Genomic DNA, 13,036 nt, shown 5'->3' on the forward strand with positions numbered 1-13,036 from the left:
GATCAAACCTATATCCTAGAGTATGAATCAAAAAGAGGCGAAAAAGGGATATAGGCGAAGAATGCAGATTGGGAAGGTAAGTATTTTTTATAGAGAACTTGGAAACGGCGGAGTCCCGGTTTTTTTGTTCCCGGGATTTCCATTTTCTTCAACCATTTTCCAGCCAATGATGCAAGAGCTTTCTCCAAGATATAAAACAATAGCCTTGGACTTTCCTTATTGGAGTGGGAGAACTGTTGTCGGAAGATTTCGTCCTAAAGTCTCAAAATATGCCAAGCTTGTGGCAAAGTTTGTTAAGAGTTTTAATTATGAAAAATATTACGTCATAGGGTACTCAATGGGTGGATTTATTTCACAATATGCACTTACTAAAGGATATATTAATCCGGAAAAGTTTGTTCTAATGTCTACCTTTATGGACGGTTCAGCACTTGCATTTAGCAGGATTCAAAAGGAGATTATTAAATTTGTTTCTCGAAAGGGTATAAGTTCATACTTCAAAGGATATGCGTCCTTTTTCCTCATGATGTATTTTACTGTGTCCTCTGTATCGGAATTTAAATATTTTGAAGAAAGTTTTCGACTAAAAGACCTGATGACAGATTTTTTGAAGATGGATATTGTAAAAACAGTTAAACTTCTTGAGAATATCCAAAAGATTAAGATTAATATGAATAAGTTCCCGAAGATTGAATATTTATCGGTTTATGCCGAAAAAGATCATGAATATGTTATTGAGCAAATGAAGTATATGGCCAGAAAACTAAATATTGATTCAGTACTTGTTCCGGGATCGGGTCATGCTCATGCATTCTTTAATTACAAAATTGCATCTCGTTACATAAAACTTTTTTTTGATCGATGAACCTTATTTATATAACCAAAGAATCGAATCTGTATTCCGGTTGCGGAATGGTTATTTCTGAACTTATAAAAGGATTTTCCGGGGAACATAATATCACCCTTATATGCCCTACCGGTACTCTACAAGCTTGGGCGAATAAGTTTGGAAAAACCATTAAACATGTTCGTTCCGACCTTAATCTGTTTGATCTGTTTCGTGTTAGGCGGGGCATTCCGCTTAAATCGACTATTCATATTCATGGGATCTCGAGCCTGATATTTGGGATTTTTTGTGGGTTGGGTCGTACACGCAACTTATTTTACACAGAGCATTTGTGGACAAATGATTTAAAGCTGCCAAGTTTTATATCCGGATTTTTCCAGAAATTAGCATTACTTTTTTTGTCACCAATGGTTAAAAAGATTGTTTGCGTCTCGAAGAGCGTAAAAAAGTTTTTTGAAGCTCATGGTGTTTCCTCAAATAAACTTGTAGTGATTTACAACTCCGTACCGACTCCCCAAGAGGTTGTTACGCATTCCCCGAAGGAAGAGCTCATTATTTCGACAGTAGGCAATTTTAGTTTTTCTAAGGGGTATAACAATCTTGCGGAAGTTATTGACCTAATCCCTGCATCGATTCCGATTAAAGTCTGTATTGCAGGTTCGGGCAGTGAACTTAATAACTTTAAGAATCTGATAAAAGATTTGGGTATTGAAACCCGATTCGAGCTAATGGGTCAGGTACCAAGTGTTACAAACCTTCTTCTAAATTCAGATGTTTATATCCAGACGTCAATATCTGAGAGTTTTGGACTTGGGATTGCACAGGCGTTGTCGGTAGGACTTCCGGTTGTTGCATATAAAGTTGGCGGAATTCCGGAGGTTGTTCAAGACAACAAAAATGGATATTTAACAAGACTTAACGATACAATTGATTTTGCTCATAAACTTAAAACACTCTTGACCGACAATGAATTAAGAACTGAATTTGGTAAACATGGAATTATGTCTATGAAAAAGTTTAGCAGTGATAAGTTTCTGCGAAAACACAATGCTGTTTACGGACTTTTATAAACAAGTTTCTTTATAACGTAGTAGGCCGATGCTATTGATACTATTCCTTCTGCTATTACAAAGGTTACACTCGCTCCGGTTGCTCCAAATAGCTGACACAAAATAGTTCCGACAAATATATTTACAATAATGGACGTGACTGAAAATACAAGATAAATCTTGGCTTTATTAAATGAGATTAGTGTGTAACCCCAAAGATGCTGCCAAAATACGAATGGGATTCCTAATGTTATTACTCTTAGTGGTATTACACTCTCCATATATTCCGATCCGTTTATAAAGTCTATTATGGGGTTGGAGAAAATATAGATGGCCAAACTTATTCCCAGGCCTAGAATACTTAATACAATTATTGCATATAAAAATATTTTTTTAAGGTTTTGGATCTTTTTTATGTTTCTTGCGATTTCCGGAAATATTGGTGTCATAATTAGTCCCGGAATAACTGTTGCCAGTGTAAGAATTTTTTGTGCTGCAGAATAGATCCCAACCTCGTAGGCATTGCTGGTTATATCAAGAATTGCTTTATTAAGTTCGTGTGTTAAATAGTGCAAAGTAATTACAATCCCAATAAGGATAGATTGTTTTAGTAGCTTGCTAATAATTATTTTGTCCGGTTTTATGAAAGGTGGAATATGGGTTTTGTAAATAATAAAATCGACAAAAAACCATACTATTGCCGCTAACGATGTTGCAATAATAAAAGTGGTGGATGTATAAGTAAAATAACGTACAATTATAAAAAACAGAACATATTTAACTCCGGCAACTGCCACCTCGGAGATTGCTTTTGCGGAAAGATTGTTATCAACCTGTTGAAGCACGTCAATTGGTGCTTTTAAAAGACCCATCAAAACTAATACCGGGCCCATTAAAAGCCCTGATGCAAATCCAACATAATTGTGAATAAAAGGAGTGATGATAAGTACAATGCAAAATGCGAAAGCAAAAATTAACAATCTTAAGTATAATGAGTTCCAGAAATACGTTGCACGGTTCTTGGGCTTTTGACTAATATCTCTTGCTGTTATCGAATTTTGACCAAGATCTGATATGTTTTGAATCAAAAGAAGATAAAAGGTTACAAGATTAAAAATTCCAAGCTCGGCAGGCATTAATGCATGATTCATTGCCTGTGCAGCTAAAAACGAAAACAAAAAATAAAATCCGTTTGCAAAGAGTAAAACGATAATATTTTTTGATATTTTCTTGAACACGATTTTTCCCGGAACTTATAATCCATTATACAGTGAAATAGTGAAGCAGTGAAACAGTAAAGTAATACTCTGGAAGCCCGATATGTGAGCAGAGATTCGCCTTAACAAGAAAGCAAAAGAGATAAAGGGTTCACTTCGAACATAGGAATCGACGGAAGCTTAAGCAGTGAAGTAGTGAAACAGTGAAGTATTCCTCTCCGGAAGATACCTATGAGAGAAGTGCCAGGCTTTGACAACAGATTAAATAAAAAATATACTATTGCACAACATTTTATAAAACCTTGTACATGAAAAAAACTTTGTCGATTGTGTTTCTTGCTATTATTTTCTGGACAGGATTTGCCAATGTTATAGTTGCATCAAATGTAGAATCTTCCTTAAATGAGGAAACCTTATCCGAGGCGGAGGTTTCTTCAAATACTTCTGTTGTTGAAACGCTTGAAGGCAAGGTGATATCAATCATTGATCAACAGGAAACAGAGGATGGTTTCTCTCAAACCCTTGAAATCGAGATAACGAAGGGTTCACAAAAAGGCGATACTGTAACCGTTGAAAATAGTAGTACGGTTTCTTTAACTTCTGTTCGATACAAAATTTCCGATAAAATCCAACTTGAATATAATGAACTTAATGGTCAGTCATATTATTTTATTGTTGGTTATGTTAGAAGAGGCACGGTAATACTTCTAACCCTGATTTTTGTCGCATTTGTAGTTATTATCGGCGGTTTAACCGGAGTCAGGTCGATAATCTCTCTCGTTTTAAGTTTTGTTATTATATTTAGTTATACGCTTCCGCAGATTTATAATGGCAAAGATCCTTTGTTTGTTTCAATAATTACTGCGGTTCTATGTATTCCCATAACGTTTTATGTTGCACACGGCTTTAAAAGGAAAACAACAGTTGCTGTTATAAGTACTATCGTAACATTAGTTTTAACGGTTATTTTGGCTCAGCTTTTTATTAGTGCAACTCATCTTACCGGATTAGGTACCGAGGATGCTGCACTTTTACTAACATTTAAGGGCGGCGATATCGATGTGAAATCGTTAATAATTGCCGGTATTGTTATTAGTGTCATTGGTGTAATAGATGATATAGCTATTGCACAAGTTGGTTTTGTTGAAAGTATAAAAAAGAGTAATCCCAAGATAAAAACGGAGGAACTTTATAAACAGTCCATTCAGATGGGGCGTGACCACATTGCATCCATGATTAATACACTAGTTCTTGTATATGCAGGTGGATCTTTGAGTACACTTCTTTTAATAATCGACAATCCCAAACCGATTTCCGAATTTATAAACTACGAGTTTCTTGTAGATCAAATAGTAAGAACCCTTGTAGGAAGTCTTGGGCTTGTAATTGGTGTTCCAATAACAACCTTTGCTGCAATGGTTGCTTATGACGATAATATACCTAAAGAAAAAAATGAAGCTGGATTTTAAAAGGTTTTTAAACGACAAACTTCTTAAACGATTAATAATTGCGGTGCTGGTTCTAATTTTCGGATACGTGTTTACGCTTACTCCCATTGGAGATTTTTGGCTCAAAGCGGATTCCGAGTCATCCTACATTTATGGAACAATTGTTTCAGTCGAAGAAAATATTATCTGTCCCGATGGAATAAACAACAGTTGCAACGAATACATTGTAGATAGTTTTGGAGATTTAGGTGAAGTTTCCTTCGTTGAGGATCCTCAAAATAGTTATCGGTTAAATGCATTGGACTTATCTGTTGGCACGAAAGTTGCATTATATAAGGGTGCCGGCTCGGACTTGTTTTTTTATGATGTTTATCGAGTACCTTACCTTGCAATGCTTGGAATAATTCTTGTTGCCGTACTTATTTTTATATCGGGAATTCAAGGATTTAACTCACTTTTGGCGCTTATTCTATCCACAATAATTGTGCTTGCATTGGGAATATCACTTATTGGTAAAGGAGTTCATCCTTTCTGGGTCATTTCAATTGTAGGATTTCTTGTCATATTTATAACTACATTTGGCGGACACGGATTTAACAATCGATCACTTGTTGCTTTTGTATCTTCACTTCTGGTTTTATGGTTTGCCTATTTTATGGCTGTATGGTTTTCTTCCTTTGCACGGCTTACAGGATATCCATACCAGCGGGCATCATATCTTATTCAAGATATTGGCTTGTATTCAAATCTTTCTCATATACTTCACGTGAGCTTTGTGGTTGGCGTGTTAGGGCTTCTTGATGACGTAACGATGAGTCAGATAAACGTAACTTACGAAATAATGCAAAATTCTAAATTCAAGCGAAATGTATTTAAAGTTTTTGCACAGTCTATGCGTACAGGAAATGACCACATTGCATCGATGGTAAACACGTTAAGTTTTGCATATATTTCAAGCGCATTCGCCGAGATAATGTGGTATGTCCTTGATGGATGGACACTTAAAGAGATATTCACTCCGGAATTTCTTGCAGAAGAGTGTGTTAGAACAATTGTGGGAAGTATAGCAATTGTGCTTATTATCCCTGTTGCAACAATGCTGGCTGCACTTTGGTTTAAAGACTCAACCCGTAATTAAGGCTTTGCCTATATCACCTTCCCGAAGAATATTTAAAGTACCATCCGAAAGTATCTCTACAATAGTTGAAGGCTTATTCTTAATTTTGGTTTTTGGATCCTTAATTACAAGATCGACTTTGTCGATTATTTTGGGGTCAATCTCGTTAAAGCCTCCCGGTGGGGGAGCTCCTTTCTCGTTTGCAGATGAGGCAACAATAGGTTCTCCAACCTTACGGATAAGTTCCCTCGTAAATGTATGATTCGGGAGTCGAACTCCAATTGTTTGAGCCTTTCTGTTTAGGATAGCTTTAGGGTACAGTTCGGGACTTCCAACTGGAACAATAATTGTAAGTTGTCCCGGCCAGAATTCGCCCATGAGCCGGTCGAGTACGGGAGATCTAAGCGGTGTTATTCTTAGCATTTCTTCTTTGTCTGCAATAAGAATTGCTGTTGGTTGTAGTTTTGACCGTTTTTTGGCTTTGTAGAGTTTGTCTATTGCTTTTTCACTATATAACCTGCAGCCAATTCCATAAACTGTATCGGTTGGAAAGATTAAAAGCTTGTTATTTAGTAAAAGCTCGGTTGCTAACTCGAGTGCTCTGGTTTTGTCATAGGGTATTACCTTGTGAACTCGTTTTAATTCCTTAAGCTTCCACAAGAATAAAGCAACCGTGTTTTCCCGTTTAGGGTAGTCGGATACAAAGCGCATTGCGGCTTCCAAAAGGTCTGATCGTTCTTTCATTGCAAGGCGAATATATGTTGACTTGTTTTGGGGATCGTTAAGAGTTGCCGCGATATGAAGCCCAATTGATTGATAATCTTGTGTTACATAACGTTTTTGTTGCCGTTCTTTAAAGTCGGGCAAAATGTTAGATATTTTTTTCATGATTTTGTGTTGTTTGTCGGGTATGAGACTGTAGGGGCGGTTTTTAAACCCGTCCCTACGGTCTTTGTTTTTAATATCGTAATCCTATTATGTCTCTTGTCTTTTCAACGATTTCGTTGCTTATTGTGCGCACTTTTTTTGTACCTTCATGTAAGACATCCATTACGAAATCGGGTTTCTTTTCAAGTTCTGTGCGCTTTTGTCGGATTGGTGTTAAGAATTCGTCAAGTGCATTAAACAGTTTTTCTTTTACCTCTACATCACCCACGGTGCCTTTTGTGTATCTTTCCTTAAGTTCGGCTACCTCTGACTTATTTGGGTTAAATGCATCATGATAAATAAATACCGGGTTTCCTTCAACTTTTCCGGGATCCGTGGCCTTTATTCTACTTGGATCAGTATACATTTTCATGACTTTCGCTTTTACGGTTTCGGAATCATCTGACAAATATATGCAATTTCCAATGCTTTTACTCATTTTACCCTGTCCGTCAGTACCAGGTAATCGTCCCAAATTAGTTACTTTGGCTTTTGGTTCATGAAAGAAGTCTGTTTTATACATCTTGTTAAATTTGCGGACAATGTCACGAGTTAATTCTACATGTGGAACTTGGTCTTCGCCAACGGGAACCAGATCGGCATTTACACACATTATGTCGGCTACCTGATGTACCGGGTACACATAGAATCCAAGTGGTGTACTATCTTTGAAAGCTTCTTTGGTTTGACTTTTTTCGGCGAGTTCAGTTTTTATTGTTGGATTATGCGACAGCTGTTCTATAGATACGAAGTTTGCAAAATATATAAAAAGCTCTGCGATTGCAGGAATTTGCGATTGTATAAATATTGTAGATTTGGTAGGGTCGATTCCCACTGCCATATAGTCGAGAGCTAGCTCAAACACATTTTCTTGGACTTTTTTAGGGTTGTCAAAGTTGTCTGTTAAAGCTTGAATGTCAGCTACAATTACAAACTGCTCATATTCATCTTGAAGCTCGACTCGCTGCAAGAGTGAACCTACATAATGGCCCAAATGGAGTTTTCCTGTTGGTCGGTCGCCAGTGAGTATTCGCTTTTTCATTGTTGCTTTGCAAAGTTATTTTGTTCTTAAGTATAGCAGATATATCGATAGTATTGAAAATTTTGAGTGGAGTCATATCACTTGGCCGATTGAAGTGATGATAGAGTGCCTAATCTTTAGTTGCGGGTTGTTCAGGTCGAAGAACCCTAAAGACATCAAGAACTAAATTTCCCGGAACTTGCATTACAATGCCACACGATTTCGATGTATCGGTTGGTCGTATTCCAATATTTGCTATAACTCTTTTGTCAAATACAGTCTCGTTTCTTACGGCTCTCATTGCATTCATAAGTTCATCTCTATTGTGTGAGGATGACACAATCCCGTCATCAGGATTAACTTTATAACCTTTATCTGGAGAGAAGTTACCGAAATGAAGAACAAATGTTCCTCTGGCTATATAGGCGTCTGCCTGATCCTGCATGGGAGTATCGGCTATGTTTGAGACTCCGTCTCTAAGTGAATTAACTGCTTCACCCTGAATATGCGTAAGGACTGTGTGTAAGATGAGCGAAAAGGTTGGGCTATTACCGAGCCTTTTATATAGATTCTGAAACAAAATGCCGAGCGGTGTTTTATCTATAAGTTGAAGAGTTTGAGCTATTTCGGGTCTAACCAGTTCTGCCTGAATAGCTTCTTGCAATTGAGCTAATTCACTTTGCTCACCTTGCAAGGTGAGATAATCTAACAGCTCGGGTGTTATTCCGAGACGCGTGTATGCGTCTTGGGTAGCAGTTCTCATAATCTAACATGCGACAAAAGTTAATGCCGTATTATATCACAATTTCGGGGCTGGGTAAAGATTGTTTTATTATTTTTCTTCAGGTTCTTCAATATTTTCCTCTACAACGGCCAACGAAGCAACCTTATCGCCGGAATCGAGCTTCATAATGCGAACACCCTGAGTAATTCGATTAAGTGTTGGAATCTTGGTAATTCCAATTCGGATAAGTACACCTTTTTCTGAAACAACCATAATTTCGGATTCGCCGTTGGAAATAATTCTAGTTTCGGCAACTTTTCCGGTCTTTGTAGTAATCTCCATGGTTTTTACACCTTTGCCACCACGTTTTTGGGTAGGATAGTTGGTAAGTGAGGTAAATTTACCGTAACCATTATCTGAAATAATAAGGTTTCTACCGTCAGGTGAGGGAATAACATCCATGCTAACAACAAAATCGCTATCGCTTGCAAATTTAATACCTGTAACACCTTTAGTATTTCTTCCTGTTGATTTAACGTCGGTTTCTTTGAACTGAATTGATTTTCCTTCACGAGTTATAAGCATAATATTGTCTTTACCGCTTGTGGATTTAACATACGAAAGCTCATCACCCGTGTTTAGTGAAATCGCAATAAGTCCGCTAGCACGAATTTTGTCAAATTCCGAAAGCTTAGTTTTTTTAACAATACCTTGTTTGGTTGACATAATAAAGTATTTTTGGGATTTGTCTGATGTGCGCTTAGGAAGAACGGCTGTTACCTTTTCGTCGGCATCGATCTGAATAAAGTTGACAATAGGAATACCTTTGGCTTGTTTTCCATATTCCGGAATATCATATGCCTTAACCACAAAAACTTTACCTTTGCTTGTGAAAAACATTATGGAATCGTGGGTTTCACACATGAACAATTCTTTTACAAAGTCGCCGTCTTTGGTCTTTGCTGCAACAGAGCCTTTCCCGCCACGCTTTTGAGTGCGGTAAGTATTAGGATTTGTACGTTTAATATATCCAAGACTGCTTAGAGCTATAATTGTTGGCTCATTTGTAACCAAATCCTCTTCCGAGAAATCATCAACTCCGCCGGCAACAATTTTGGTTCTGCGAGCATCGCCGTACTTTTCTTTAAGTGACAAGAGATCGGCTTTAATTGTTGATAGGATTTTATCGTTACTTTCGAGAAGTGCAATTATATCTTTAATGTTTTTTTGGACTTCTTTGTATTCATCCTCGATTTTTTGACGTTCAAGTGCGGCAAGTCGCCTAAGTTGCATGTCCAAAATGGCCTGAGCTTGAACTTCGGTAAGCTTGAACTTAGTAATAAGGTTAACTTTTGCGTCTTCCTGGTTTTTTGAAGCACGAATGGTTGCAATGACTTCATCAAGAAAATCAAGTGCAATTTTTAATCCTTCAAGAATATGTTCTCGATATCGAGCCTGTGATAGATTAAACTCATTTTTACGAATTGTAACGACAATTCTGTGAGTTAGGTACTGTTCCAAGATTTCGCGCAAAGTTAAGGTTCTTGGTTCACCATCGACAAGTGCAATCATGTTGGCGTTAAAGGCCTTTTGCATGTCGGTGTATTTAAAGAGCTTGTTTAATACTGTTTGTGGGTTACTGTTTCGTGAAAGCTCTACAACAACTCTAATTCCGTCTTTTGTCGATTCATCACGGAGTCCTGAGATTCCTTTGATTTTTCCGAGCTTTACAAGACTTGCAATCTTTTCTATTAGGAATGCTTTGTTTGTTTGGAATGGAAGTTCTGTAATAATAATTGCAAATTTGCCACCTTTTAATTCTTCAATATCGGCCTTGGCCCGCATAAGTACACGGCCACGACCGGTTGCGTACATTTCGGCCATCTCTTTTTTATTGTAAGCGATTCCGTAGGTTGGGAAATCAGGTCCTTTAACAAATTTCATTAGTTCCTCGACGGTAATCTCACTTCTGAATGTCGGATAAAGAACTTCACCTTCGTTTAAGGTTGCTCCTTCCAGATAGTTTTCAAAACAGCTCTCGGGTTGATTGGAAAGTACTCTAGGGATCTTTTCGGCGTTTTCCTTTTCGTGGCGGAGTCTATTATATGCAGGCTTGCCACTCCACTTGTTACCTAAGTCAACCATGTTAATTAGAGCGTCGGTAATTTCAGAAAGATTGTGAGGTGGAATTTTTGTTGCCATACCTACGGCAATTCCTTCGGCACCATTACAGATTAGTCCTGGAAATAGTCCCGGAAGTACGCTTGGTTCTTTAAGCCGGGCATCGTAGTTGGGTTGATATGAAACGGCACCTTTTTCTAAATCTTCTAGAAGTGCAACTGTGTATCGGGTCATTTTGGCCTCGGTATAACGCATATGAGCAGCAGGATCGCCGTCGATCGAACCAAAGTTTCCTTGGCCAAAGACTAGCTGATATCTGGTACTAAAGTCTTGTGCCATGTTTACTAGTGTTCCATAAGCTGCCGCATCACCGTGTGGGTGATAGTTTCCTGTGGCGTCTCCAATGATTTTTGCACATTTAATGTAATGACCTGTCGGAGTCAGGTTAAGATCGTTCATTGCTACAAGTATTCTACGCTGGGAAGGTTTAAGTCCATCACGTACATCGGGAAGGGCACGGGCTACAATAACACTCATAGAATAGTCGATGTAGCTTTTCTTCATCTCATCAACTATATTAGTTTCGATAACGGCACCTCGACTTTGTGATTTTATCGGTTCGTTGGTTTTAGTTTTGGAGGTTGATTCGGCTAAAGGCTTATCTGTTTGTACTTCTGCCATTTGCTGATTGTGGTAAGTTTATATGAATGTATACTCGTTATTGACTGGTCATTGTAGCACAATTAAGGTCCCTGGTAAACATGGAGCAACTAGTACTTGCATAAATATCTAAGATGCGGAAAAATTAGAGTATGAAATATGATTATGTCTGCCAGTCGTGTAAGCATGAATTCGAAGTAGAGCTTAAGCTTTCTGAGCTTGGTAAGAAAAAAATTGTGTGTCCAAAGTGCAAAAGTCCTGACTGCAAAAAGATAATAAAACCAGTTAGTATAGGAAGCAGCGGTTGTAGTGGAGCTTGTGCAACATGTCCTGGTTGCGGACACTAAAATCAATAAATTAAAAAACATATAATGTCAGCGCAAACTTATGATCTTATAATAATAGGCGCGGGTCCGGCGGGATATACCGCATCGGTGTATTCATCCCGCTATCGAATTAGTAATGTAGTAATAGGCTCTATTCCCGGCGGGCTTGCAACAGAAGCTCACAATGTGTGCAATTTCCCAACAGAAAAAAGCATATCAGGAATTGGGCTTATGCAAAAAATGAAAGAGGTTGTGGAGAATAATGCAGCTGAGATTGTGATTGATGAAGTTATTTCAATAGAAAAAGAGACCGAGTGCTTTGTTGTAAAAACAGGTTTGGGAAAAGAATATACTTCAAAGGCAGTGCTAATTGCTACTGGAACATATCATAAAAAACTTGGTATTAAGGGCGAGCTAAGTCTTGTGGGAAAAGGCGTTAGCTACTGTGCCACCTGTGATGGTCCATTTTACAAAGATAAAATTGTAGGAGTAATTGGTGGAGCCAACGCAGCAAACATGGCAAGTTTGTATTTGTCCGGAGTTGCTAAGAAAGTCTATCAGTTTGTGCGAAGCACCCAAAAGGGTGATCAGGTTTTAATCGATTCCATAAATAAAAAAGAAAATATTGAAGTGCTATTAAAAACCGAGGTTGAAGTTGTCTTGGGAGAAGATAAAGTTACAGGTGTTAGGCTTGCGTCACCTCATGATGGGCAGAGCGAAATTCTGCTAGACGGTATATTTATCGAGGTTGGAACCACACCTGCTACAGCATTTACTCAAGGGCTAGGGCTTAGTGTTGATTTGGATGGATATATTGTAGTCAAACCTGATCAGGCAACCAATGTGGATGGAATTTGGGCTGCCGGCGATATAACTACAAATTCAAATAAGTATCATCAAATCATCACGGCTTGTAGCGAAGGCGCTATTGCCGCGAGTAGCATTGCCCAATGGATTCGTAAATGATTTTTTTATTTTTTTATTTTACGTAGGGACAGGTCTAGACCGGCAGGGGGTCCAGAGAGTGCTTACCAATATGTCCTTTGTGCTTTTGCACGTTAAAGTATATGTAATTACGAACACGTTGTAGATCTCTTTCATTCCGAATAATATGGTCGTAAAAAGATCTTTGCCATTCGAATCTGCCGGGAAACCTCTTGTTTATCCTCCATGATGAGTTCGATTTAAATCCTCTCATGATTTCAGACAAGTTTTTTTCTGGTTCAATCAGGTGAATTATCCCATGCAAATGGTCTGGCATTACAATGAAGGCATCCAAATCTATTCCGGAATAATGAACAGGTAAGTCATGCCAACAACCCAATATGATTGCGCCTAAGTCACTTAAGACAAACATATTTCTCTTAATCTTGCCTAGGATCTGGGGCCTTGTCTTTACTACCGTTGTAATAAAGTAAAATCCTGGTGTTTTGTAGTCGTATCCTTTAAGCCGTTGTCTTTTCCTTCCTTTTTCTTCCATACTTAACATTAACACACCCGCACCCCCATATGGAAGAAACCAAGTTGGCATAATGTGAATTTAATACCCCTGTCGGTCTAGACCTGTCCCTACTGGTCA

At 38.1% G+C, this 13,036-nt stretch carries 12 protein-coding genes; 6 read left to right on the top strand and 6 right to left on the bottom strand.

Features of this window, described 5'->3' with window-relative positions:
- Positions 1–22 precede the first annotated feature (22 nt).
- Together JW962_01185 and JW962_01190 are read left to right on the top strand one after the other, a co-directional pair.
- On the top strand, positions 23–865 hold the full coding sequence (locus JW962_01185; GenBank protein MBN1373933.1) for an alpha/beta hydrolase: 843 nt from the start codon (positions 23–25) through the stop codon (positions 863–865).
- Positions 862–1,917, top strand: coding sequence for a glycosyltransferase family 4 protein (locus JW962_01190; protein ID MBN1373934.1), 1,056 nt, complete (start codon positions 862–864; stop codon positions 1,915–1,917). The genes JW962_01185 and JW962_01190 overlap by 4 nt, the downstream gene beginning before the upstream one ends.
- Here the strand turns inward: JW962_01190 and JW962_01195 are convergent.
- Positions 1,902–3,134 (bottom strand): oligosaccharide flippase family protein, encoded by a 1,233-nt coding sequence (locus tag JW962_01195; GenBank protein MBN1373935.1) that lies wholly within the window; start codon positions 3,132–3,134, stop codon positions 1,902–1,904. The genes JW962_01190 and JW962_01195 overlap by 16 nt on opposite strands.
- Before the next feature lie 287 nt (positions 3,135–3,421).
- On the opposite strand from JW962_01195, the gene JW962_01200 reads away from it, so the two are divergent.
- A complete protein-coding gene (locus tag JW962_01200; protein ID MBN1373936.1) occupies positions 3,422–4,582 on the top strand; it encodes a YibE/F family protein in 1,161 nt (386 codons plus the stop codon).
- On the top strand, positions 4,566–5,699 hold the full coding sequence (locus JW962_01205) for a YibE/F family protein (protein ID MBN1373937.1): 1,134 nt from the start codon (positions 4,566–4,568) through the stop codon (positions 5,697–5,699). Before JW962_01200 ends, JW962_01205 begins: the two co-directional genes overlap by 17 nt.
- Here JW962_01205 and JW962_01210 read toward each other — a convergent pair.
- The 4 genes from JW962_01210 to JW962_01225 form a co-directional block, all read right to left on the bottom strand.
- On the bottom strand, positions 5,685–6,566 hold the full coding sequence (locus JW962_01210; GenBank protein ID MBN1373938.1) for a threonylcarbamoyl-AMP synthase: 882 nt from the start codon (positions 6,564–6,566) through the stop codon (positions 5,685–5,687). The two genes, JW962_01205 and JW962_01210, sit on opposite strands and share 15 nt — an antisense overlap.
- 70 nt (positions 6,567–6,636) lie before the next feature.
- The gene (gene trpS, locus JW962_01215) at positions 6,637–7,647 is read right to left on the bottom strand and encodes a tryptophan--tRNA ligase (protein ID MBN1373939.1); all 1,011 of its coding nucleotides are present in this window, start codon (positions 7,645–7,647) and stop codon (positions 6,637–6,639) included.
- Between the two features lie 109 nt (positions 7,648–7,756).
- Positions 7,757–8,389, bottom strand: a complete 633-nt coding sequence (locus JW962_01220) for a hypothetical protein (GenBank protein MBN1373940.1) — start codon at positions 8,387–8,389, stop codon at positions 7,757–7,759.
- 69 nt (positions 8,390–8,458) lie between these two features.
- Positions 8,459–11,152, bottom strand: coding sequence for a DNA gyrase subunit A (locus JW962_01225; protein ID MBN1373941.1), 2,694 nt, complete (start codon positions 11,150–11,152; stop codon positions 8,459–8,461).
- 131 nt (positions 11,153–11,283) lie between these two features.
- On the opposite strand from JW962_01225, the gene JW962_01230 reads away from it, so the two are divergent.
- Both JW962_01230 and JW962_01235 read left to right on the top strand, forming a co-directional pair.
- Positions 11,284–11,478 carry a zinc ribbon domain-containing protein gene (locus tag JW962_01230; protein MBN1373942.1) on the top strand — a complete coding sequence of 65 codons (195 nt, stop codon included), beginning with the start codon at positions 11,284–11,286 and terminating at the stop codon, positions 11,476–11,478.
- A 24-nt stretch (positions 11,479–11,502) separates the two neighbouring features.
- Positions 11,503–12,423 (top strand): FAD-dependent oxidoreductase, encoded by a 921-nt coding sequence (locus JW962_01235; GenBank protein MBN1373943.1) that lies wholly within the window; start codon positions 11,503–11,505, stop codon positions 12,421–12,423.
- 34 nt (positions 12,424–12,457) lie between these two features.
- Here JW962_01235 and JW962_01240 read toward each other — a convergent pair whose 3' ends face one another.
- Positions 12,458–12,988 carry a transposase gene (locus tag JW962_01240; GenBank protein ID MBN1373944.1) on the bottom strand — a complete coding sequence of 177 codons (531 nt, stop codon included), beginning with the start codon at positions 12,986–12,988 and terminating at the stop codon, positions 12,458–12,460.
- Between the last annotated feature and the right edge of the window lie 48 nt (positions 12,989–13,036).

The sequence above is a fragment of the Candidatus Dojkabacteria bacterium genome, assembly GCA_016927995.1.
GTDB lineage: Bacteria > Patescibacteriota > Dojkabacteria > JAFGLO01 > JAFGLO01 > JAFGLO01.